Annotated in this window: 22 protein-coding genes and 1 pseudogene; 9 read left to right on the plus strand and 14 right to left on the minus strand. The window is 38.3% G+C overall.

What is annotated here, in order from left to right:
- The first annotated feature begins 127 nt into the window (after positions 1 to 127).
- Positions 128 to 1,048: a DsbA family oxidoreductase gene (locus tag ADM90_RS15230; protein WP_053995809.1), complete on the plus strand. Its 921-nt coding sequence runs from the start codon at positions 128 to 130 to the stop codon at positions 1,046 to 1,048.
- A gap of 43 nt (positions 1,049 to 1,091) precedes the next feature.
- Here ADM90_RS15230 and ADM90_RS15235 read toward each other — a convergent pair whose 3' ends face one another.
- The 3 genes from ADM90_RS15235 to ADM90_RS15245 form a co-directional block, all read right to left on the minus strand.
- The gene (locus ADM90_RS15235) at positions 1,092 to 1,454 is read right to left on the minus strand and encodes a sulfite exporter TauE/SafE family protein (RefSeq protein ID WP_235473597.1); all 363 of its coding nucleotides are present in this window, start codon (positions 1,452 to 1,454) and stop codon (positions 1,092 to 1,094) included.
- A 74-nt stretch (positions 1,455 to 1,528) separates the two neighbouring features.
- Positions 1,529 to 2,926, minus strand: a complete 1,398-nt coding sequence (locus tag ADM90_RS15240) for an IS4 family transposase (RefSeq protein WP_053993516.1) — start codon at positions 2,924 to 2,926, stop codon at positions 1,529 to 1,531.
- 34 nt (positions 2,927 to 2,960) lie between these two features.
- Positions 2,961 to 3,389 carry a sulfite exporter TauE/SafE family protein gene (locus ADM90_RS15245; protein WP_235473599.1) on the minus strand — a complete coding sequence of 143 codons (429 nt, stop codon included), beginning with the start codon at positions 3,387 to 3,389 and terminating at the stop codon, positions 2,961 to 2,963.
- 92 nt (positions 3,390 to 3,481) lie between these two features.
- On the opposite strand from ADM90_RS15245, the gene ADM90_RS15250 reads away from it, so the two are divergent.
- Positions 3,482 to 3,979 carry a hypothetical protein gene (locus tag ADM90_RS15250; RefSeq protein WP_053995810.1) on the plus strand — a complete coding sequence of 166 codons (498 nt, stop codon included), beginning with the start codon at positions 3,482 to 3,484 and terminating at the stop codon, positions 3,977 to 3,979.
- Positions 3,980 to 3,995: 16 nt separating this feature from the next.
- On the opposite strand, the gene ADM90_RS15255 is transcribed toward ADM90_RS15250, so the two are convergent.
- From ADM90_RS15255 to ADM90_RS15260, 3 genes are all read right to left on the minus strand, one after another.
- Complete coding sequence (locus tag ADM90_RS15255; RefSeq protein ID WP_053995811.1) at positions 3,996 to 4,490, minus strand: hypothetical protein; 495 nt, start codon at positions 4,488 to 4,490, stop codon at positions 3,996 to 3,998.
- 7 nt (positions 4,491 to 4,497) lie between these two features.
- Positions 4,498 to 4,665 (minus strand): hypothetical protein, encoded by a 168-nt coding sequence (locus ADM90_RS24725; protein WP_162838608.1) that lies wholly within the window; start codon positions 4,663 to 4,665, stop codon positions 4,498 to 4,500.
- A 78-nt stretch (positions 4,666 to 4,743) separates the two neighbouring features.
- Positions 4,744 to 5,349, minus strand: a complete 606-nt coding sequence (locus ADM90_RS15260; RefSeq protein WP_053995812.1) for a CPBP family intramembrane glutamic endopeptidase — start codon at positions 5,347 to 5,349, stop codon at positions 4,744 to 4,746.
- 244 nt (positions 5,350 to 5,593) lie between these two features.
- On the opposite strand from ADM90_RS15260, the gene ADM90_RS15265 reads away from it, so the two are divergent.
- Complete coding sequence (locus tag ADM90_RS15265) at positions 5,594 to 6,286, plus strand: class I SAM-dependent methyltransferase (protein ID WP_053995813.1); 693 nt, start codon at positions 5,594 to 5,596, stop codon at positions 6,284 to 6,286.
- A 584-nt stretch (positions 6,287 to 6,870) separates the two neighbouring features.
- On the opposite strand, the pseudogene ADM90_RS25160 reads toward ADM90_RS15265, so the two are convergent.
- Positions 6,871 to 7,262: pseudogene (locus ADM90_RS25160) on the minus strand (GNAT family N-acetyltransferase).
- 109 nt (positions 7,263 to 7,371) lie between these two features.
- On the opposite strand from ADM90_RS25160, the gene pdxR reads away from it, so the two are divergent.
- The gene (pdxR, locus tag ADM90_RS15275) at positions 7,372 to 8,757 is read left to right on the plus strand and encodes a MocR-like pyridoxine biosynthesis transcription factor PdxR (protein WP_053995815.1); all 1,386 of its coding nucleotides are present in this window, start codon (positions 7,372 to 7,374) and stop codon (positions 8,755 to 8,757) included.
- Between the two features lie 55 nt (positions 8,758 to 8,812).
- Here pdxR and ADM90_RS15280 read toward each other — a convergent pair whose 3' ends face one another.
- The 4 genes from ADM90_RS15280 to ADM90_RS15295 all read right to left on the minus strand — a co-directional run bounded on the left by ADM90_RS15280 (position 8,813) and on the right by ADM90_RS15295 (position 13,012).
- On the minus strand, positions 8,813 to 10,036 hold the full coding sequence (locus ADM90_RS15280) for a GNAT family N-acetyltransferase (RefSeq protein ID WP_053995816.1): 1,224 nt from the start codon (positions 10,034 to 10,036) through the stop codon (positions 8,813 to 8,815).
- Positions 10,033 to 10,761, minus strand: coding sequence for an AAA family ATPase (locus ADM90_RS15285; RefSeq protein ID WP_053995817.1), 729 nt, complete (start codon positions 10,759 to 10,761; stop codon positions 10,033 to 10,035). Before ADM90_RS15285 ends, ADM90_RS15280 begins: the two co-directional genes overlap by 4 nt.
- A gap of 778 nt (positions 10,762 to 11,539) precedes the next feature.
- On the minus strand, positions 11,540 to 11,869 hold the full coding sequence (locus tag ADM90_RS15290) for a VOC family protein (protein WP_053995818.1): 330 nt from the start codon (positions 11,867 to 11,869) through the stop codon (positions 11,540 to 11,542).
- A 195-nt stretch (positions 11,870 to 12,064) separates the two neighbouring features.
- Complete coding sequence (locus tag ADM90_RS15295) at positions 12,065 to 13,012, minus strand: helix-turn-helix transcriptional regulator (protein WP_053995819.1); 948 nt, start codon at positions 13,010 to 13,012, stop codon at positions 12,065 to 12,067.
- A 449-nt stretch (positions 13,013 to 13,461) separates the two neighbouring features.
- Here ADM90_RS15295 and ADM90_RS15300 point away from each other — a divergent pair, with 449 nt between their 5' ends.
- Together ADM90_RS15300 and fumC are read left to right on the plus strand one after the other, a co-directional pair.
- Positions 13,462 to 13,677: a hypothetical protein gene (locus ADM90_RS15300; protein WP_053995820.1), complete on the plus strand. Its 216-nt coding sequence runs from the start codon at positions 13,462 to 13,464 to the stop codon at positions 13,675 to 13,677.
- Positions 13,678 to 13,959: 282 nt separating this feature from the next.
- Positions 13,960 to 15,351 (plus strand): class II fumarate hydratase, encoded by a 1,392-nt coding sequence (gene fumC / locus ADM90_RS15305; RefSeq protein ID WP_053995821.1) that lies wholly within the window; start codon positions 13,960 to 13,962, stop codon positions 15,349 to 15,351.
- A 320-nt stretch (positions 15,352 to 15,671) separates the two neighbouring features.
- Here fumC and ADM90_RS15310 read toward each other — a convergent pair whose 3' ends face one another.
- Positions 15,672 to 16,688 (minus strand): DUF4238 domain-containing protein, encoded by a 1,017-nt coding sequence (locus ADM90_RS15310; RefSeq protein ID WP_053995822.1) that lies wholly within the window; start codon positions 16,686 to 16,688, stop codon positions 15,672 to 15,674.
- Positions 16,689 to 17,237: 549 nt separating this feature from the next.
- On the opposite strand from ADM90_RS15310, the gene ADM90_RS15315 reads away from it, so the two are divergent.
- The gene (locus ADM90_RS15315) at positions 17,238 to 17,813 is read left to right on the plus strand and encodes a Uma2 family endonuclease (RefSeq protein WP_053995823.1); all 576 of its coding nucleotides are present in this window, start codon (positions 17,238 to 17,240) and stop codon (positions 17,811 to 17,813) included.
- Between the two features lie 1,148 nt (positions 17,814 to 18,961).
- On the opposite strand, the gene ADM90_RS25570 is transcribed toward ADM90_RS15315, so the two are convergent.
- Together ADM90_RS25570 and ADM90_RS15325 are read right to left on the minus strand one after the other, a co-directional pair.
- Positions 18,962 to 19,354: a CPBP family intramembrane glutamic endopeptidase gene (locus ADM90_RS25570; protein WP_053995824.1), complete on the minus strand. Its 393-nt coding sequence runs from the start codon at positions 19,352 to 19,354 to the stop codon at positions 18,962 to 18,964.
- Positions 19,355 to 19,416: 62 nt separating this feature from the next.
- Positions 19,417 to 20,295 (minus strand): DMT family transporter, encoded by an 879-nt coding sequence (locus ADM90_RS15325; RefSeq protein ID WP_053995825.1) that lies wholly within the window; start codon positions 20,293 to 20,295, stop codon positions 19,417 to 19,419.
- A 190-nt stretch (positions 20,296 to 20,485) separates the two neighbouring features.
- On the opposite strand from ADM90_RS15325, the gene ADM90_RS15330 reads away from it, so the two are divergent.
- Together ADM90_RS15330 and ADM90_RS24550 are read left to right on the plus strand one after the other, a co-directional pair.
- Positions 20,486 to 21,355: a LysR family transcriptional regulator gene (locus tag ADM90_RS15330; RefSeq protein ID WP_053995826.1), complete on the plus strand. Its 870-nt coding sequence runs from the start codon at positions 20,486 to 20,488 to the stop codon at positions 21,353 to 21,355.
- A gap of 161 nt (positions 21,356 to 21,516) precedes the next feature.
- The coding region (locus tag ADM90_RS24550) for a transposase (RefSeq protein WP_327037012.1) at positions 21,517 to 21,965 on the plus strand (449 nt) is incomplete at its 3' end.

Genomic DNA, 21,965 nt, shown 5'->3' on the forward strand with positions numbered 1-21,965 from the left:
TTTCAACAATTTTGCCAATCTGTTGGGTAAACAACATATCTCATCATCTATTGGTATTTTTTTATTTTTATTATTACTACAATAAAGCTAGAAAGCAAATAGAATACGCTAATGAGGAGGCACTTCCATGACTAATAAAAATATGATGTGTGATTTACAAACAGGTATATGTGGTGTTACTGGCGAGGATGACATCGAAATGGTTGATTTCAGCCAACCAGCCAAAACAGCAAATGTCTATTATGTTACAGACCCTATTTGCTCACATTGCTGGGCATTGGAGCCAGTTTTGCGCCGCTTCCAAGCGCAATATGGGCACTATTTCAATTTCCATACGGTGCTAGGTGGATTATTAGAAAAATGGCATGATGGGCCCATCGATCCTGCGAATGGTATTTACAAGCCAGCAGATGTTGCCCCACACTGGCGAGAGGTTGGACAGCATTCACGTATGCCTATTGACGGCTCTGTGATGATTGATAACCCTGTACAATCTTCTTTTCCAGCATCCCGTGTCTTAAAAATTATTGATAACAATTATGGGGCTGACAAAGCCTATCAATATTTACGTCGCACAAGAGAGGAGCTTTTTCTGTTTAATCAAAATGTTTCTGCCTTAGCTGTATTAGCAAATATCATTGATGCAATGGGGCTTGATGGCAAAGCTATTGTAGAAGAAGCGGAAAGCCTAATTGGCCATGAAATGTTAAACGAGGACTTTGTACTTGCAGGCAAGCTTGGCGCAAGAGGCTTCCCTACCATCATTATGATTAACGAAGAAAATAAAGGCGTGAAAATTGTTGGCAGTCGCCCGCTCGATATGTATGTACAAGGATTACAGCAAGTGCTTGGCAAAGAGCTACAGCCACAAGAGCCACCTTCCCTTGCCAATCTACTGACAAAAGAAGAGCTGCTTTTCTCAAAAGAAATCGAGGAAATGTATGAGCTCGACCAAGCTGCTGTGACAAGCTTTGTCAAAGATAACCTTGCAGCAGATGCTTATGCATTCAAAGAAATTCTTGGTGAACATTATATTACAAAAAAATAATGGCACAGTAAGCTGGCTTCCTCAATTGTAGTGAAGCCAGCTTTTATAATTGATGGATAAAGTCATAGACAAGCTGCACGATGAGTACAACTGTCACAATGCGTAGTAACAGCTTCACTTGATTAGCTTTTACCTTTCTTGCTAAGACAATGCCAATTTGTGCGCCAATCACCGAGCCAAGCATTAAAGTAAGTGTGAGCGACCATTCAATTTTGCCAGTTGCAATATAAGTAATGGCTGCACCTGCGCACATCGCAAAGACACCGATACGTGATAGTCCTACTGCTTTTATATAGGCAATCTTTTCATATGCGTATGTATAAAGTGCCAACGTGGTACTGCCAGGGCCAAACATCCCGTCATAAATCCCTACGCCAAGCAAAATTGAGCCATTTTTCCGATTCATCACAAAGCGCTCTTGATTCCCAAAATCCGCCCCCCCCCCCATAAAGGCTATGCTTGCCCCACAAGATATCCTAATTATGGAAGGAGATGTTGGTAATACTCAAGTACGGTATAGAATCGGTTGAATCCTCGCCACAGGACTTTGACACCCGGGTCCCCATCTGCTTTCCGTCCGAGGAAGCCGCCCATCTTGGCTAAGGAATCAACGGCTTCTTTGATGCTTGGTGGGACAGAAGGGAGAGTGGATGTTTTATTCGAAATACGATAGAGCACCTGCCATTCCTCTTCGGTTAGAAATGGCGCACAGGAGGCTGTTGGTTGCTGTCTTGCTAAGTAAGTCATGCCGAGGATTCGGACAGCGATGATACTGTACACGTGTAGCTGTTTTTCTAGTCGTTCGGCTGTACGATTCTGCTTCTCCTCTATCTTACAGCCGCTTTTCAAAATGTAATGAAATCGCTCAATCTTCCAGCGATGTATATACCAGCTCACTTTTTCTATCGCTTCCTCCAGTGTAGTCACCGCTCGGTTCGTGATTAAATACCATTCGATTGGTTTTGATTTGGACAAGGGAGTTTCTTCTCGTACATGCAGAATGGACACGGCGATGGTTGCCTTTTGCTTCGGTGTTTTCAAGCCATTCATTGGCGCCGTCATGTGTACATGCTTGAACCGAATCGCTAAAGTTGCCTGTCGTTTGGGCAAATTTCTGCGTGTATCTCGTGGGATTTCTACGCAAATTTTTCCTGCTGGAGGGGTTTGCTTCACTGCATCAACTAATTTGCAGGCTTCTGTTGTTCTTCGATTTTGCACAACACGCACAAGGAAGTCCTGTTCTTTTTCGAGGGCATGTTGAAAAAATTCATAGATATCGGCTTCACGGTCACCAACATGAACGTAACGAACTCCTTTTGGTTGGTTCTTGCAACTATTATCCATACTTTTTAACCATTTGTAACTTTCCTTCGCTTCAATCGGTCTCTGTCGTTTGGCTGTCCGTTTCCCTCGTTCTTCTACAGGACGTGTCCAAACAAATTGATCAAGTAAACCGAGGGGAATACCATCTGTCGTCACCGCAATAGCCGAATGAAGGAGAAGTCCTTGATGATGGGGACTTGCGCCAAAATCACCCAATCCTTCTGTCTTTTTGTGAGCTGTATAATTAAGTGTGGTTGTATCTTGCACGACTAAAATAACAGATTCTTCTCGTTTTTTGATGTGTGCCATCGTTGCTTTTCGATGTGTTTGTAAGAGGACAGAGGGCGTGACTTTTGGATTTGCCAGTAGACGGTAGATTGCTTTCGCTTCGGCTTTATCTGCACTGGCACTCGCAATGGATGCGCCCATCTGTTTAGAAAGTGTCTGCATGGATCGAATCACCCGTTTAATCGTCCTTCCACAAGCAATGCCCATATCTTTGAATTCGTTATAGGTCCAGTGGTTCGTGTCTAGTTTTTCTGTCGAGAATGCCATTTCCCTCTCCTCCCCCTTCACGATTTTGTTTCTTCTATTCTACTATTTTTGTGTGGGTTTGAGGAGAAAGGAGCTCACAGCAACATCCATTTATTGTATTCATTGTGGGGCAAGCATAGCCCATAAAGGACATTACAAGGGCAAAGCCTAATAACAGAATAGCAGTTAGCGTTAATGCCTGACTGCTCATCAATGAGGCAACAAGCCCACCACAAGTACCGCCAATTAAAGACACTAGTAAAACCGCCCGCATTTCTGCCCACACCAGTTCTTTTCTACGATAAATCGTATAAAAGCTTGAAAAAGCACTGACCATATTGGACACCTTGTTTGCACCAATTGCCGAATGAACAGGCACACCCATGAGCATCATCGTCGGCAAGGTAATTAAACCACCACCACCTACCAATGTGCCAATAATATTTCCGATGATACCGATGACTAAAAATAATAGGTATTCCATGCAATCCTTCTTTCTCTCATCCAAAAACGGTTATTCTATGATACAGTATAACAGATTGCTATTTTGAATGAGGATAGAAATGAGGGATATGGATGCAGCACCAACAAAAAACACCTACGCCACGCTTTTGTCATCAGCTCACAATCATCGTGGCCATTATTTTCTTCGCTAGCATTACAGCAACACTTATCCAATATCATAAGCTTCCTGTCACAATCCCTGTAGTACAAAGCTTTACAAGTGACCATGCCCAACTTGGTCCTAAAATGGCTATTTTTTATTTACCCGTTGTTGCCCTTATGCTCTTTTTACTGTTACACTATTTAGAAATAAAAGCGGCTTATCCCGTGCTGCGCCGCAACAAGCCACCACTTTCACATAAGCAGCGACAAAACGGCATTATTACGTTTTGCCTGATGAAAAATAGTATTTTACTATACTTCACCTATTCCCTATTAAACGACCTAACCATCGCATTAGGACATGATCGTATTTTACAACAGTGGCATGCCTACCTATTTCTCTTGTTCTTATGCGGCATCTTTAGCCTAGGGATTGTACGCGGGTTTCTATTAGAGAAACGTCAATAGGCTACCTGATCATCCATCAAGTAGCCTTCATCATCACTTGCTCCATCTGCTTAAAATTACAGATTAAACTATACTTTTGCATGCCACGAGCCTGTTCAATGCTAGCATCAGCAAATTGCCGAAACATTGCTTGATCCTTTAATGTATAGGCATAGACCGCTTCAATCGTTGGGTGCATCCACTTATCACTGCACATATCAGCCGTTCTGCCTTCTAGTGCCGTAATATAACAATAAGCATAGCTGGATAATGGCATCCATTGCGTAAAGCGACTCTTCTTTGTATCATACGCCATTGCATAAAGCCCAGCAAAAATTGGCTCTTTTTGACGGCGTTTCACCAATTTATCCGCCATCTTCATATTATTGGTGCGATAGACAATATGTATATGACGATAAATTATGGCAAGTGCGATGCCAGCAAATATCGTAAGTGCAATAGATAACCATAAAAGCGCCATTCCTACTAGAATAATCGCTAAATAAAATAACGTTAATTGAACGATTCGCATAGTGCCCCTACTGTAATCTTTTACGCATCTTACGTGCAAATATAAGACCTGCCCCTAAAAAGAACATGAATAGCATCAATTTCATAATAGGGATTATCACTAGCTTGCTAACCAGCACAACAGCCACGATATAATAGGCGACCATTGCTAGCGTAAATAGTGTAAGTCTATTCATTAGACCCCTGCTTTCTAATTTCTCACCATAACCAAACTCTCTTTATTATGCAAGCACCCTCTGAGAAATGCAAATACCTCACAAAATTTGAAACATCGTCATATTAGCAGCTAAAAAATTAGCCATGCTATGTATAGCCCAGCTTGTTAAAATCGAGCCCCCTGATAGCCGTTCATTTAGCCAGCCCATTATATAGCCTGCAAATGCCGTCGCAAGCACAACAAGGAATAGCACAAAAATAGGCAACATCGACCCTAGCATGGCTCCGTGGATACAGCCAAACATAAGGCTTTGCAAGATATTTCCCACTTGAAAACCAAACAACTTAGCTAATCTTTTCAATAAAAAGCCACGAAATAATAGCTCCTCTGATAAACCCGTTTGAATAATAGCATAAGATAGAGCGGGAAATATACCTGCCCACCCAAGACCAGCAAATTGGTTGGATGCGAGTAAGGAGCTGTCAATATAAAAGAAAACAAGGGCTTGTATAGGGACAATAAAGAGAGCAATCGCTAACAGGCATAAGGCAAAGTAGGTCCCTTTATGGGTAATAATAGGCTTGTGAAATCCAAGCCATGCTTGAAAGGGTTCTTTTTTTCTCCCTGTAAAAAACCACCAAATAAATGGTATCACTGAAAATAATAGAACTTGTAGAATGCCGCTTATCATACTTTCCATCATGATATTTCCCCCTCCTGTTTCTTTGTTATGATAAGCATAGAAGAAAACACCACTATTTTCAAATAAATTTTAATGATAATCGTTAAATTATTTATTTTTAATATTAAAAATTATATGATTTACAATAAATTCATTTAAACTAATCGAGGGCTTCTACTTTGTAATTTCATTTATTTTTATGTATACTCAATTACAGACAATAAAGGTCTACAATATACCCATTAAGATAATGGAGGTACTATTTATGAAAAATGATGCCACACAGCTTCTTCAAAAATCACAGGCATATGAGAACAACGCGCGCATCTCTGTGCCGGGCTATGATACATTGTTTTCAATGGTACAAGCATATTTTCGTGCGCAATTAGGGGAACAACAAGCTTCCATCCTCATCGTTGGGGCGGGTGGGGGCAATGAACTTTCCGCCTGGGGGCAGTCCAATTCTAATTGGTCATTTACGGGGGTAGATCCATCTGAAGAAATGCTGCAAATCGCTTCTTATAAAGCGGAACAGCTCCAATTAGAAAGCCGTGTGCAACTTCTCTTAGGCACGATCGATCATTTACCATCAGCAGATACAAAATTTGATGCTGCTAGCTGTATTTTAGTACTTCATTTTATTGAAGAATGGCAAGAAAAATTAGCATTACTGCAAAATATTCATGGTCAATTAAAGCCTGGTAAGCCCTTTGCCCTTGTAAGTGCTTTTGGACAACGTGATAGTGCTGAGCTACAAGATCGCATAAAAATATGGCAAAGCTTCTTTTTAGATGTGGGCTATCCTCAAGCAAAGGTGAAAGATATGGGGAAGGTGATTATGAATATTTCCTTTATTTCAGATCAGCAAATTGAGCAATTATTAAAAGAGGCGGGCTTTCAGCATATTGCGCGCTTTTTTACTTCAGGTCTTTTTGCAGGCTGGATGTGCCATGCTTAATCGCATAAACCATCCTCCTATTAGATTATTATTGAGCGAGTTCCTTACTAAATGAGGCACTTGCTCCTCTTCAAAGCCTTTATAAAAGAACCTCCATAAAATTTTGTCTATACAAATCATGCTAGATTTTCTGAAATGGTAAAAAATGGACAAAAAGGAAAGGAGAATATAATTGAATAGTTGCCCTAATTGTTTAGCTAAAAACTCATTTAAAAAAGTACATAAAGATGGCTCCCATTTATATATTTGTGTGTATTGTGATTCAATGATTGAAAATAAGCCTATTTCAATAAAGGATCTTGTTGAGGAGGAGCCTCCACAAAAACTATTTACCACTACACTTGATCGCTCCCCGGAGTTTAATGACGAAAATGTAACAACCTTTAATATTTTAATTATAGGTACTTTTGTTCTTCTTTTTTTAATATTCATATTCTATCTAATAACAGAATACTAAATACCAAAAAGGCCTACTCAGCTAAATAATTAGCTTTGCGGGTCGTAGTGATTTTACTGAAACAACTAATATTTTAATTTATTAAAAAAACCATGCCAACTACTCCTCTGTTATCCTCTGCTTGATTTCACCAATAAATACTATAATAATATAAGCTTTGGTCAATCATCACACCAAGCTTTTGTGCCTGTCTATTATCCGTGGCTGTTTCAAGCCTCCTATAACGTACATCCTGCTTTTAACAGTATGCACCATTAAAGCTTGTGCGACAAATAAATCATTTAAGACAAAGGCTCTTTTCATGGCTGCAGAGGAAAAGGTCGGATAGAGCTGTGCAAAACCAATAGCCTCCTCCTCTTGATAAGCAAGGAAAATAATCGACTCCTTGTTATTTATACGCTACTGTATAAACTGCTCGGCTCCCTGAGCATCAGAGGGCTGTCCATAAAATTCACGATAGGTATTAAATAATGGTACAACTGCTTTTACGGATTACTGGGTCACTGTACAAATGTTCATATTTACTCCCTATTTCTTTTAGATTGTCCTTCTTGTATGATGATAGTAGGGAATGTGACATTCTAAAAGAAACAGTTTTCAATATTTCAACATGTCAAGGCGGTGCTCTATGGACGATTTTATTTTTTTATTAACAGAGAATGAGACAAAATATAAACAAATTTATCAGCAGCTCAAAGCACTCATTATGAAGGGAACATTAAAAACGGATGACTCTTTACCATCCATTCGCAAACTTGCGGAAACATTACAGGTTAGTCGTAATACCACATTAACTGCCTATGAGCAGCTTGTAGCAGAAGGTTATATACGTGGCGAAGGGCGAAAGGGCTATTTTGTAAATGCATTGGAGCAGGTTTTTTTACAGGAGCAAGAGCAGCCCGCTATTTTCCAGTCCCCAGTGGATATAGCCACATATATCGTCGATTTCCGAGCGGGAGCTGTTGATCAGCGGTATTTTCCATTAAAAGTATGGCGTCACATGGCAAATCAAGTATTACAAACCACTGAATGCTATAAATATGGGGAACCCTTTGGAGAGCCATTGCTAAAGGAGCAGCTTGTGCCTTATTTACTACAAGCAAGGGGTGTTGCGACCACTTCTGACAATATTATTATTGGCAGCAGCACACAGCAAATGCTTCTATATTTAGGGTTTTTATTCAAAGAAAATTTCTCAAGCATCGTATTGGAGGACCCAGGCTATAATGGTGCGCGTGAAGCTTTTCAATTGCATGGCTTTCAAATAGAGGGATTGCCTGTATCAACACAGGGGGCTCAGCTTGATCAATTAGCACATTGTTCGGCACGTCTGCTCTATGTCACCCCCTCACATCATTTCCCATACGGTGTATCCATGACCATTCAGCAGCGACAAGCTTTAATACAATGGGTACAGCAAGTCGATGGCTATATTTTAGAGGATGATTATGATGGGGAATTTCGTTATACACAACAGCCATTTCCCGCCCTTACGTCAATTGATGCATCCCGCGTTATTTATCTGGGCACGTTTTCAAAATCCTTTTTACCTAGCATCCGTTTAAGCTATATGGTATTGCCAAATGCACTTGTACAGGCATTTAAAATGCGTTTTGCTGCTTTTGAGCAAAATGCCTCGCCCCTTCACCAACGCACAATGGCTCAGTTTATCGCTCAAGGAGAATGGACACGTCATATTAAAAGAATGCGACTGACCTATAAACAAAAAATGCAGCACCTTGTACAGGAGCTGCAACAACAATTTGGTAAAAACATAACGATTTTAGGCGAGCAGTCGGGGCTTTATATTTTAGTAAAAGTAAAATCCTTGCTCTCAGAGCAGCAGCTCATCGAACGCGCAAAACTTTATGGTGTCAAGGTGTACCCAACCAGCCCATTTTTTCTCCAGCAAGTAAGTGAGGAGCCAATGCTACAGTTAGGATTTAGTAAGTTAACGATAGAAGAAATTAAGAGAGGCGTCCAGCTATTAAAGAAAGCTTGGGGAAAGCCATAATCATTTAAAGTTATGGCTTTCCCCAAGCTAATTGGTCTCATACTCATGTAGTGCTTTAAAAATAATCAATAAACGTTGGAATACCTACTGGTAGCACTGCCTCTAGTAGCGCAATATCCTCCGCACGGCCCTGTAAACGCTCGATCTTTTCTAAATAGCTTGGCCGTTTATAGCCTAACAGCATTGTAGCCAAAGTCTGGACCGTTAAATGAACGGCATCCTCTCCCAGTATCTCACTCACCTTTTGGACGGATAACTTGCCAGCTTTCATATTCACAATAAATGTGCCGTTATTCCATGCGACAACGCGATCACTAACAGCCAAACGAAGCTGAAAATTATGGCCGCTAAATGGATAACGTAATAAGAATTCTTTTACATCAACAATTCTTGCCATAAAATAAGGCGAAACCTTTTGAATAATTTCGCTATCCTCTAATAAAAACGCCACTGCTTCATTGCCTGTTGTTTTGCCGTACACATTGTAAATCATTGAGCTATGTGCAGAGACAAAATTCCACAAGCCTTTGCGTGCCTCCTCCTGCAAATAGACGATTTCATCAATATAATAATTTTCCTCCATAATACGATAAAACAGATAGCCCTGTGGTGTATCCTCTTCATCATAGTAAACCGCTGCCTGAAGATTGACATCACTATCAATAAATTTTTCCTCCCAAAAGTCCTCCTGAAACTTTTCATTCCAAGCAATACTATTACGCACCATCACACCATGTGTTCTCTTGGCATAGCCTGCGTAGATGGCAACCACGTCCTCATGCCTAGGATCAACGCGGCGAATTTTCCCATTGAGCCCTGTATAATGTGGAAGTTGTGTATCCTTCACCTGAAATTCCACGATATCACTCATAATTTCCCAGCCCTTTTTACGGTAATAGGGGATTGAATATGGAAATAAATAGGATATATACTGTTCTTCGTTACGCATTCTTTGCAGGCTTTCAATAATCAAGCCCTCCATTAAGCCATGACCTGAATATTCAGGGTAGGTTCCGACTGCCGTAATTCCACCCATTTCATAAATTTTGCCATGCACATTGACCTCAAAAGGCAAACTTAAAATTTGCGAAACAAGCTGTGAGCCATCAAACCAGCCAATGGCATGCCCCTCGTTAAATTGCCTGCTTTTTGCATTCACAAAGCGACGATCCTTATGAATGGACATGGACATTTGAAAGACATAATTGAGTAAATCAATGGATTGTGCCATCTCGTCTAATCGAATGTCCCGCATAACTAAGCCTTTTCGTTGATTCATGATTCCCTCTCCTCATCAAATAACTCGCGTAAAATACTGTCAGGTGCAGCTAAAAAGCGTTTCGTAACGATATAATGAATGGTTTCCTCATAGCGAATCGCTTCAATTTCGCCATTATCAAAACTATAAATCGTTGCATCAGGATAGCCAAGTAAAATGGGTGAGTGAGTCGCAATAATAAATTGTGCCTCGTGCTCTAAGTCCTTGATAATTTTCAGCAGGCTTAGCTGTCTTGTTGGAGACAAAGCTGCTTCAGGCTCATCTAATAAATAGATAGCCTTGCCCCTAAAACGATTCATAAATAACGCAAGAAAAGATTCTCCATGGGATTGATGGTGCAATGATTTTCCTCCAAAAGCGGCATATTTATTTGGGTGCTCTAACAAATCAATATGACTGGCAAATTGATAAAATGTTTCAGATCGCAGAAAAAAACCATTCGAAATCTTTGGTAACCATGACAAACGGATATATTCTCCCAGTGAAGATTCTGCTTTATGTACTTCATATAAATTTTGACGACCACCACCCGCCGTATTGAAATCACAGCGGTCCGCAATCGCCTCAAGCAATGTTGATTTCCCCGAGCCATTTTCCCCTACAAAGAACGTGACATTTGTCGGAAATTCCAACTCATGCAGCTCTTGCAAGCTTGGAATATTAAAAGGATACACCTGTTTATTGGGAATGGTATCCTGTAACACCTTACATGATTTTAAATACATCTCGTCTCCTCCTTTTCTCTATTATAACGAACCTCACATGAGCTAAACATCATCCACCTCTCCCTATGGACGGATTTTAATTAAAAGTGCTTATACACATAAATTGACTGAAATAGCTTACGACGGGGCCCCACATTTCCTCAGATCCCTATGAAATATTTCCTGAGAAATAAATAAAAAACATGTCGAAAGTTGCAATTACCATACGGAAAACCATGTCATATTTTTGATTTTTTTATAAAATAAGTGGATATTGACCTCCTTTCTCCTAAATGATTAAGTGATTTCCTACAATATTGAGTAGTGGTTTCCAGGTAGATTTTATTTCGCAGGGCTTTGTTTATTGATTATCTTTAATAAAAATGTTGCCTCTATCTTATTTTCTTTCTGAGAGGGTCGCCTCATTTATTATGATCACTTAGATTCCTTTCAGTGTCACTTTAGGAGTTAATTTGTATCTATTTTAATTGTTTTTTTGCCCTATAAGTAAATAAAAAAGCCCAATTTCTCAGCATTAAAACTGAGAAATTAGACTTTTGTCGTTGTCCACAATCACACTCTTTAACGGCAAAACATTTTTATCTTTGTACAAACTAAGGGGGATTTATCCGTGAAGAGTAATATAATATCCATCAGGATCTTGGAGTGGTGGGCATGATAGCCTCCGTTTGGCAGAGCCAGTTCTATGAAGTTGGTTCCTTGGCGCAAGAATCATGCCCACAGAGGCTCCATGTCAAGCCACTTCAGAACAAAATCGCCCTTAAAGGATTTGTTCAAATTAGTGTTGACATTCCATAAACACCTTACCAAAGGGACTGTCTGCTAAACCCTTCACAATCTTCACTTTTTTGCTATACACTTCATCATATCGTTTTTCCACATCAAGAACGGAAAACCAAAGTGCGACTCCCCATCCAAGTTTGCCTGCTTTGTCCAAATCAACGAAAGGTTTTCTAATGGCAAAAGAAGCGCCCTTTTCATTTTTAAAGATATAGGCTTCTGGGTTTTCATTTTCAATTTCAAAACCAAAAGTATTCTGATAAAATTCACGTGATTTTTCAAGATCCCTTACCTGAATAGATAAAAAGTCGAGTTGCGGTGTAGCCATGTACTTCATCTCCTTCAATATTTATTGTGTAATATATTAGCATTTTATCTTTTGAACGATTTTATTCTAAATAAACGATACAATTTCGTATCTTATCATCTCTCCAACCGATGTAAGATATACTACTTCGCATTTCTCTCACTCCTTTATGCTTACTTACGCCGATTATAAAATAACGCTACTGACAACGGTATGTCAGTAGCGTTTTAACATTTTTTTGGCTTCTTCACAAATCCGTTTTCGAAACGATTCAGGCTCCAATACTATCACATCTGCTCCCCAGCCAAGCACCCATTGCAACACTTCATCCAGTTGTCGAACGCGTATGAACACATCCAATCCATCTTGATGCTCTTCCATATCCTCTATGTAATAATAGTTAGATTCCTTCACCTTATCTGCGATGTCAAGATTAAATCGGAGACGAACCAGTAAGTGCCGATCATCCGCAGGAGTATAATCTCTAAAGTTAAAGTGTGCTGGTATTTTAAATCGTTCTTCCAGATCGATAAGTTCCGTCATTCTGGATAATCGGAAATGACGAATGTCTCGGCGCAGTTCACAATGGGCCACGAGCATCCACGAGCCTTGAACGAGTACTAATCCATAGGGAGCAACGGTACGAACACTATGGCGATTCCCCTCGGAATTTGCATGTCCTTTTACATATTGAAAGCCAATCTTTCGCTTGTCTAATATCGCCTGACGGATCTTTTCTAGATATTCCTTTTCTTTTGACGGCATGGCCTGTTTATCGGAATTGAGCAAGCGCATAGCGTTGCGTACACGAGATGTTTCATTGCGAACGTTTTCCGGTAGAATGATCTCGAGTTTGCCACGAGCGGCTTGCGCCTTGACGCGATAATCATCATCAAATCGTTGTTCAATAAAGTCTGTTCCAATCAGCAAGCTCACGGCTTCCGGTACCGTGAAACTGATCGGTGGCAGGAAATAGCCTTCCATCAGGGAATATCCTGTACCAGGTGCCCCTATGACCGGCACGCCTGCTTCACTCAGCGCCTCTATGTCACGATAAATGGTCCGCACGCTAGTTTCAAATAGGGTTGACAAATCTTCAGCCCGTACAATTTTTTTACGTTGCAGCTCTAGCACAATGGCAAATAAGCGATCTGTTTTGTTCATTGGTTACCCACCTTATTATTTATTGCAAAATAATAGTACCATATCTTAATGGAGAAGATGATTTAGTAAATCTGGGGCTAGTATTTATCAGAAATCCCTCCCAAATAAGGGCAATATGATTCTGTTGCGTTATTCCATAAACTAGCCCGATTGCTAAACAAAAAATGTACATTATTGAAGCTTATTTTAAATCCACATGTTAATTTCTCTTTCATTTTACATTTAGATTACTTAATTATTTTCTACTACTTATAGCGCAATTTAAAAATTGGAATAAATTATAAATAAATACAAAAAAACTTTTTAGAGGGTTGCCTCACTTTATGATCACCTCTAACTTTTTTGTAACCGGACTTCTATATTCACCGTCTTCCACCCTCTCAAAAGTTCTAACTCTTATCTTCCGCTCATAAATTGAGTAACAATCAAAAGTCAGAAGGAGAATTGCAATGTTTGTGACTCATTTTTATGAAAACAAGACGTCCATTTTAAGTCAATTGCTCGTCAAACTCCCTGCTGTGGAAGAGGATATTCGCATTAAAGGACGCAAGGCAAAGGTGTTGGAGGTACTTCAAGTTGATAACAACAATTTTCATGTGAAGGTAGTATTCGAAAAAATCCCTAAAAAACAGCCGCTTAAGGATTTAGGAAAGAAAAAGAGATAGCCTAGCAAAATGTAGTTTATTCCTTAAAAATTCGGGAATAATTATAATGATTATTGCGAATTGTTCTCATTATAAAATTTCTTTAAACAAAATCGTTGACTTTTTAATTGATAACAATTATCATTATCAGTAGATTATTTCTTTTCTCCAAATTGCTTTATTCAGAATCCCCCTCTTTTTTGAATAAGCATGTATCAAACGGATATTCTTACATCAGACTAAGAGTATCCGTTTTTATCTGTACATGGGGAGAACTTTACATACTAAAGGAGCTGTTTTGACATGGATTATCGTATTGAAAAAGACACGATGGGTGAAATTAAAGTACCTGCTAATAAAATTTGGGGCGCGCAAACACAGCGCAGTAAAGAAAATTTCCAAATTGGTACAGAGCAAATGCCAATCGAACTTGTACAAGCAATGACTATTTTAAAGAAAAGTGCTGCGATTGCGAATAATAAATTAGGCAAGCTTTCCGATATTAAAGCAAATGCCATCGTGCAGGCTGCAGATGAAATTTTAAATGGTCAATGGGACGATCAATTCCCTCTTGTGGTTTGGCAAACTGGTAGTGGTACACAATCCAATATGAATGTGAATGAAGTCATTGCTCACCGTGCGAATCAACTATTAAAGGATGCTGGTGAAGCGGACCGTATTCACCCAAATGATGATGTCAATAAATCACAAAGTTCAAATGATACATTCCCAACAGCCTTGCATATTGCGGCTGTTTTAAAAGTGGAAGATTATTTATTACCAAGACTACGTTTACTAAAAGCAACTTTGGAAGATAAAGCAGCTCAATTTAAGGACATTATTAAAATTGGTCGTACGCATTTACAGGACGCGACACCTCTTACATTAGGTCAAGAAATTAGTGGCTGGGCAGCCATGCTGGCAAAATCAGAGCATATGATTATTCAAAATATTGACTATATGAAGGAGCTTGCCATCGGTGGAACAGCGGTCGGTACAGGAATCAATGCTCACCCTGAATTTGGTGATCGTGTTGCTGAGGAAATTAGTGTGCTAACAGGTAAACAATTTACATCGGCTGCAAATAAATTCCATGCATTAACAAGTCATGATGAAGCTGTTGTGGCACATGGTGCATTAAAGGCTTTAGCAGCGGATTTAATGAAAATTGCCAATGACGTTCGCTGGCTAGCAAGTGGCCCTCGCTCAGGTATTGGTGAAATTACGATCCCAGAAAACGAGCCAGGCTCATCTATTATGCCAGGTAAAGTAAACCCTACCCAAAGTGAAGCAATGACAATGGTTGTCACGCAAGTAGTTGGAAATGACGCAACGATTGCCTTCGCCGCTTCTCAAGGTAACTTTGAATTAAACGTCTTTAAACCAGTTATCATTTACAACTTCTTGCAATCAACTCGCCTATTAGCAGATACAATAAAATCATTTAACGACCATTGTGCAGTAGGCATTGAGCCAAACAAAGAAGTACTCGATCATAATTTACAAAATTCATTAATGCTTGTCACAGCATTAAACCCATATATTGGCTATGAAAACGCAGCAAAAATCGCAAAACAGGCCCACAAAGAAGGCACGACCTTAAAGGCAGCAGCCATCGCAAGTGGCTTACTTACAGAAGAACAGTTCGATGAATATGTAGACCCAGCTACAATGATTTATCCAAATGTCAAGTGAGTATATGAAGTTCTCACTTGACATGTCAATAATGCTTTGAAACAGCTCGCTCCACTGTGTAACAGCCTTATTTTAGGGCTGGTCACTATATGTGGTGTGTATAGAAATATATGATTGCCATTATAAAAAGTACAACTTTCATTTCACAACCACAATGCTTTGAAGCCACTTAGCCTACTCTATTTTATTGGGACTAAGTGGCTTATTTGTTTTTTGGGATGGTGTACAAAAACATTTTATAAACAGCCTATCATTCTTGCTCACAATATCCTTAGCATAAAAAAACAATACATCCTAACATAAAGTATACCGCCTTTCATTTAACCAGTAACAACAGCAAATTTATCTGCATTGTGTGTATAAGTTGACGGAAGTTTAAAATACTTTTCCAATTTTGCTTTACTGCTGGATTGATTATAAAAAATTTTTCGGCTGGAGAATCTCAATTGGTAATCATTGTAAATACGCACATCATTAGGTATTGCCTCAAAAACACTATTTGTTGGCATCCCAAATGGGAAATTAGGTTCTCGCAGTAGCAATAAATATCGACTATTCAATGGTAGAGCAAATTCTAAAGATAACCTATGAATATCATTATTTGGAATGTTTTTAATGTTTACAACAGGGTTATCTGATAATAAAAATTCTGCAGTAACATGTGATTTTGCCACATGTGGAATTGGAGATTCTTGTGGTGTTTCGATGACGGCTATTTGCCAATGGAAATTTTCAATAAAGTGTAAGGATAGACGTGTTAAAATTCCGCTAGCAAGATGATAGAATAGACGCTGGTTATCATCTAAGAAATCAGTAGCTTCTATATACGATGCTAGAAAAGGTGGTAACGATTTCTTAAGTAGCGGTCGTACCTTTTCACCTAATTGACGAAATGAAGGAACTCGAATTGCCTGTAAAGCAAAAAAGTCAGCAATTTTTTCCTTTTCATCGTCAGAAATAATAGTATCAAAAGATGTTTGTAATAAATGAGGCTGTGCATCAAGTTTCTTAATTAAACTAGAAAATCTAGGAGCGATTGTTGACTCAAGTTCACTAAAATAGTTTTCCAAAAATTGCTTATCAAAGTTGTTTGGCTCAAAGGTGGGGTAAATATGTTTCTTAACTAATTCATCTAAGTTACTTGTTCCATTTTGAACGCTTTGAACAAACTCGTCAGGCAAATCATAATAATAATTCTCATGTCCAAGGTTTTTTACTGCTGTATTCGGTTGGTTGATTTTTAAAATTTTATCAAAACCGTTAATTCTATCTTTGCCACTATACTGTGTTAAATAAAACTGCGGAACGTAATGTTGTTTCTTTTTTATCTCTGGCATCTTCACCAAGTCCCCTTGTATCTTAAGTTATCGTACCTAATATATTCATTTCACTAAAGTCCTTTTGAAAGAATACATTTCAAGCACCTTTACATCAAGTTTTCATTATATACTTTTTTCACTATCACTTACAATTTCATCTCCCTAAAAATAGCTATATACCATAGAATAGGTACTATTTTAAGATTACATTTATAGCGCTCAGCTTATTATTCTTGTTCCACAATAAATATAATAAACGTAGCCACGCTCTTTTTATGATGCCTTCCTGATCTAATTGACAAGGAAGTAAATCAAAAAAGATGCACTACTTTCTCCCCGCAATAATGGATAAAATTCCTAAAAGCGAAAACATGTCTATGGTTATATGGCGAGTCTCTAAATTGTGTGAGTGAGGATGTTATTTCATATGTAAAAGAAACCACAAAAAAGCACCTACTTTCCGTGAGAGCGGGTGATTGAATTATCTTGTTTGCCTATCAGTAGAATAAATATCTTATATATGCGATGATACGAATAAAATAAATGGACGTTAAAGGAGATGAGGAAATGAAGGCGAACGAACAATTTATAGAACCTCGTTATGAAATAGTCAGCGGCCAAACGATTATGATGTCACCACGCCCGACACTTAACCACAACATAGTGATTACCAATTTAGCTGTAGTGTTTGATAAGTATTTAGACGGTAAAAAGTGCCGCTACTTTACGGACGGTGTGGACGTTCACCTTGATGAAAAAAATAGGGTGATCCCTGATAGCATGATTGTATGTAACCCCGATATTATGAAACCAAACGGCATATATGGTACACCCGATTTAATGGTCGAAGTACTTTCTCCCTCGACTGCACGCCATGACAAAATACGAAAAAAAGCGCTCTATGAAAAACATGGGGTGAAAGAATATTGGATTATTGACCCTGTCGCTAAATCTATTGAGGTCTATTTATTAAAAGACAGCAAATACGACCTAGATAATGTTTATACCGTTATTCCTGATTGGGATTGGTCGGAAATGACAGAGGAAGAAAAAGCAGAAGTTGTACTCACGTTTAAAGTATCGCTTTATGATGACTTCATTATCGACATCAAAGATATATTTAAAAATGTAATGACCTATTAGTATTTCTTTCGCATTTATGGTACTAAAATATGCTTTAAGAATATCAGCGTACATTTAAACTTAGCTGTTCTAAATTAAAACAAAGCATCCATTCACTCGAATAGATGCTTTTATTATTTCATACGTAAAAAGCCCATTTGCTTGCGGAAAGTCCAGTCTCTCATTTAGAGCTATAGCATTTATTGAACTAGCTGCTAAATCGTAAGGCAAATGGAATATCACTTTCTAATTTTCTTTATAATGCTCATTTTGTAAGCATCCAATCGAGGACATTCACATGATTGAAAGCTGATTTATTTATCTTTCATCCCCATCTCCCTTCAATGTTTAGTAATAATCGATTATTTTACCAAATGTCAAATAAATAGGATTGGGGCAATAGTGATCCCCAACCCTATTTTTATAGCTTAGCAACGTAAAATTTCGTAGCGTAAAGCTAATTTTTGCAAGACTGGATGTACAGTCAAATGCTTTTGAAAGAATCGTTTCTTAAGAAATTGCAAGAAGCTCGATTGTGGATTGATGATCGGTTTCCTTTGGTAAGGTTTGCTACCGTACTTCAATCCATGTAATGACAGACGCTTTAATGGTCTGGTGCTGCGGCGGCGTTTTTGGCTCCATATACAAGGTTGTGTAATACGCATCTGCAATGACAATCAAGTAAATCACAAACAATAACTGCTTTGTTCAATAGTTCAAAATATAGTGCTCCTTTTTCAATAAACTTATCTATTTATACGGACAACCTAAAAATTAGTTTCATTATTTTTAGAAAGGTACATAAAAATTTCTCCCACCATCATTTTCCCAACGGTCAATGTCCCAGCGATGATCTTCATTTTCTGTACTCTTTACTAACATAGCCCCTCACCCTTTTCAGTCATTCTTCTCTATTTTATGAGGAATAGGCTAATTTCGTTCATGATAACGTGAAACTTCCATTTAAAATCATTAGAAAAACAGTTCGATGATTGATCTGAATGTAAAGGCATATACCAATAAGAGAGCTGCTAGTACGCCTGTATACATAGGGGATTCACACCATTTCCAACAACTAGTTAATAGACTTTTACAACTAAATTTCCCCTTATTTACGATTCTATTTTCCAGAAATAGCTGATAGCATTAGCCATGGCTTAATTATTCTATTAAACAAAATATGAGCTACAATTGGAGCAAGAGTGTTTCTTCCAGCCATTATGTAAAAAGTTGCGAGAAGGCTTCCTGAGATTGCCGTACAAATAAGAACAGGGAACGCAATTTTCCACTCCCCTCTTAAAAGTACTATGAGCAATTCCAAAGAGTAACCCAAAAATTAGGATTTGCAAGATAGGTGAAAAAACAATTGTAAATAAGCAGTCCACAAGTACATATCTAGCAATTACTTCTTCTACTATCCCTGTCACAATAGCAGCCCATATTCCAATTATTTTTAGCCAAAAATGCGCTTTTCCAAAAGGGAATAGGATGGTTGTATACATCCAATAAAAAGCGTAAAAATCCATACATAAAAAATACATCGGACTTATAACCGATTCCATTTTCAATAAACCTTTTTTATTTAGTAATCCTCCTGAAGCATTAAACTATTTTTATTAAAAATTCACATTAATTGTTTTGAAAAGTTGAGCGATCTAATTTCGCTCACAAATGTGGAGCCTAATAACAGTAAACCTCCAAATATTTGAACGAGGGTCATTGGTTCTTGTAATATCATTGCAGAAATCAATATGGCTACAAATGGATCTACATAACTGAGCATCGCAATACTCTGCCCTTTCAATTTCTCCATTCCCGAGAAAAATAACCAAAATCCAATCCCTGTATTAACGATACCTAAAATTAAAATAAAAGGAATAGATGCCCTTGATAATTCAAGGATGCCAAAACCTTCTGTTAAAAACACATAGGGCAGCAGTAATAATGCAGTCGTTCCAAGTTGAATAATGGTCAATTCCAGCTTGTCCATCTCTTTAATAAATTTATTTAAAAGTAACAACGCAGCATAAAAAGCTGCTGCAATTAATCCAAAGATAAGTCCAAGAAAATCATCTGATTCCGTGGCACTCACCCCTTCTCCTACAATCATTACCATACCAATAATTGCTACGACAATGCATTTTATTTTTTTGATGGATAATTGTTCCCGTAGTACAACAGGTGAAAGAATCATTACAAACACTGGCGCAAAGTAATATCCTAGTGTAGCATTGGCAAGTGATGTGTGGTCGTAGGATTGATAGAGAAAAATCCAATTCCCTCCCAATGCAACTCCTGAGAGAATCAAAAATAAAGCATTCGATTCCACTAAATTCCATGATATTTTTTTCTTCATTATGAAGAAGATTAGGAGTAAAAATAAGCATCCTAGGAAACTACTTAGTAAAGCTCTTTCACTCGCCGCTAAATCAATGTATCGCACAACTAAGCCAATTGTGCCGAAAATAATCATTGATACAATAAATTGAAATTTAGATTTCATGATCTACTCCCCCTAACCTATCGCAATTTAAGAGGTGTCTTTTAGCTATTAGGTGCTAAAACATCCTTTTCTAACACGCCCTTTCAACTTGCTTTTGTAATGGGAATAGCATAGCATACTCATATGTATTACAAAATTGAATGTTTGTCATGTTATGTATTACAAAATGGCATGTAAGGGAGATAGGATTATGAATATCCAAAAATATATGGCCTTTGTCAAAGCAGTAGAATATGGGAGCTTTACAAAAGCTGCCGATGCATTAAACTATACACAGTCTGGCATCAGCCGTATGATAAACGATTTAGAATCAGAATGGGGAATTTCCCTTTTTGAAAGAGGTCGTGCTGGAATCAGTTTAACCTCTGATGGCTTAAAGTTACTGCCCCAATTACAGCGTATATGTAATGAGCATGAAATGTTAATGATGCAGATCGAAGACTTACATGATATCCAATCAGGAATCATCCGGATTGGTACATTTTCTAGTGTAGCGACCCATTGGCTACCTAATATGATCAAATTCTTTAAGCAGGATTATCCAGGGATTGATTTCGAGTTGCTATTAGGGGATTATACGGAAATTGAAAGCTGGATTATCGAGGGACGGGTCGACTTTGGTTTTTTACGACTGCCAACAAAGGCTGAAATGGAAACAATCTTTGTGGAGCAAGACCGTTTGTTGGTAGTCATTCCTCAAGATCATCCTCTTGCTGATTGCGATCAATTTCCAATCAATGAATTATTAAATAGTCCATTTATGTTATTAGAAAAGGGAGCAAAAGCGGAAATCTCTGAAATTTTCGAGCATCATCAAATCTCGCCGCAAATTTCTTTTACAACATGGGATGACTATGCCATTATGTCAATGGTGGAAAACGGGTTAGGAATCAGTATATTACCAGAACTAATCTTACAACGGATTCCTTACCAAATTATCGCAAAAGAGCTTGATGTACCTGCTTTCCGAAATGTGGGAATTGCGATGAGAGAACAAAAATCCCTGTCACTTGCAGCGCAGAGATTTTTAGAATATTTAGCTTATCGAAAGAGAATATAAAAAGCTTGAGAAAAATATTTTCTATTATAATACAATTGAGTTAATTTCATAATTCTAATCCCTTTAATATCAAGGGCTAAAATTAAATAAAAATGAGGCACCTCCCCAAATTCGGTATAATGGTAGCGACTAAACAACCCACCGAAAAGGAATGATGCCTCATGACTATTGTAAAACAAATGAGCCTATTTGACATCCGTGAATTATTGAAAATGGAAAGTTCTCGTCGTTTTGATGCTATTTTAGCCACTTTCGATGTGCAGCCAATCTTTCAACTATTTCGAAAGAAGACGATGCGTGGTGCTCCACGAGAATTAAACTACGGTGCGATGATTCAATCATTGATGATCCGCATTGTCGAGCGTATCCCTACCGTTAAAGATTTGGTCAATCGATTAACGCATGATTTCGTCTTTCGCTTAGATTGTGGCTTTTTAGTTTCGGACACGGTGCCATCTGAAGCCTCGTATTCACGTATGGTCGACGTGATTAGTCAATCAGATGTCTTAGATCGCATGCACGATGAACTTATTCAAGCTGCCTTTACAGAAGGTTTTCTTGAAGAGGAACACCTTAGTTTTGATGCAACACATTTTGAAGCGAGAGATGC

Source organism: Lysinibacillus macroides, assembly GCF_001281525.1.
Classification (GTDB): domain Bacteria; phylum Bacillota; class Bacilli; order Bacillales_A; family Planococcaceae; genus Lysinibacillus; species Lysinibacillus macroides.

What these genes read in the sequence shown, in the direction of transcription:
- ADM90_RS15230 (WP_053995809.1), top strand. Translation starts at nt 128, where the DNA reads ATGACTAATAAAAATATGATGTGTGATTTACAAACAGGTATATGTGGT.
- ADM90_RS15235 (WP_235473597.1), bottom strand. Translation starts at nt 1,454, where the DNA reads ATGAATCGGAAAAATGGCTCAATTTTGCTTGGCGTAGGGATTTATGAC.
- ADM90_RS15240 (WP_053993516.1), bottom strand. Translation starts at nt 2,926, where the DNA reads ATGGCATTCTCGACAGAAAAACTAGACACGAACCACTGGACCTATAAC.
- ADM90_RS15245 (WP_235473599.1), bottom strand. Translation starts at nt 3,389, where the DNA reads ATGGAATACCTATTATTTTTAGTCATCGGTATCATCGGAAATATTATT.
- ADM90_RS15250 (WP_053995810.1), top strand. Translation starts at nt 3,482, where the DNA reads ATGCAGCACCAACAAAAAACACCTACGCCACGCTTTTGTCATCAGCTC.
- ADM90_RS15255 (WP_053995811.1), bottom strand. Translation starts at nt 4,490, where the DNA reads ATGCGAATCGTTCAATTAACGTTATTTTATTTAGCGATTATTCTAGTA.
- ADM90_RS24725 (WP_162838608.1), bottom strand. Translation starts at nt 4,665, where the DNA reads ATGAATAGACTTACACTATTTACGCTAGCAATGGTCGCCTATTATATC.
- ADM90_RS15260 (WP_053995812.1), bottom strand. Translation starts at nt 5,349, where the DNA reads ATGATGGAAAGTATGATAAGCGGCATTCTACAAGTTCTATTATTTTCA.
- ADM90_RS15265 (WP_053995813.1), top strand. Translation starts at nt 5,594, where the DNA reads ATGAAAAATGATGCCACACAGCTTCTTCAAAAATCACAGGCATATGAG.
- pdxR (WP_053995815.1), top strand. Translation starts at nt 7,372, where the DNA reads ATGGACGATTTTATTTTTTTATTAACAGAGAATGAGACAAAATATAAA.
- ADM90_RS15280 (WP_053995816.1), bottom strand. Translation starts at nt 10,036, where the DNA reads ATGAATCAACGAAAAGGCTTAGTTATGCGGGACATTCGATTAGACGAG.
- ADM90_RS15285 (WP_053995817.1), bottom strand. Translation starts at nt 10,761, where the DNA reads ATGTATTTAAAATCATGTAAGGTGTTACAGGATACCATTCCCAATAAA.
- ADM90_RS15290 (WP_053995818.1), bottom strand. Translation starts at nt 11,869, where the DNA reads ATGGCTACACCGCAACTCGACTTTTTATCTATTCAGGTAAGGGATCTT.
- ADM90_RS15295 (WP_053995819.1), bottom strand. Translation starts at nt 13,012, where the DNA reads ATGAACAAAACAGATCGCTTATTTGCCATTGTGCTAGAGCTGCAACGT.
- ADM90_RS15300 (WP_053995820.1), top strand. Translation starts at nt 13,462, where the DNA reads ATGTTTGTGACTCATTTTTATGAAAACAAGACGTCCATTTTAAGTCAA.
- fumC (WP_053995821.1), top strand. Translation starts at nt 13,960, where the DNA reads ATGGATTATCGTATTGAAAAAGACACGATGGGTGAAATTAAAGTACCT.
- ADM90_RS15310 (WP_053995822.1), bottom strand. Translation starts at nt 16,688, where the DNA reads ATGCCAGAGATAAAAAAGAAACAACATTACGTTCCGCAGTTTTATTTA.
- ADM90_RS15315 (WP_053995823.1), top strand. Translation starts at nt 17,238, where the DNA reads ATGAAGGCGAACGAACAATTTATAGAACCTCGTTATGAAATAGTCAGC.
- ADM90_RS25570 (WP_053995824.1), bottom strand. Translation starts at nt 19,354, where the DNA reads ATGGAATCGGTTATAAGTCCGATGTATTTTTTATGTATGGATTTTTAC.
- ADM90_RS15325 (WP_053995825.1), bottom strand. Translation starts at nt 20,295, where the DNA reads ATGAAATCTAAATTTCAATTTATTGTATCAATGATTATTTTCGGCACA.
- ADM90_RS15330 (WP_053995826.1), top strand. Translation starts at nt 20,486, where the DNA reads ATGAATATCCAAAAATATATGGCCTTTGTCAAAGCAGTAGAATATGGG.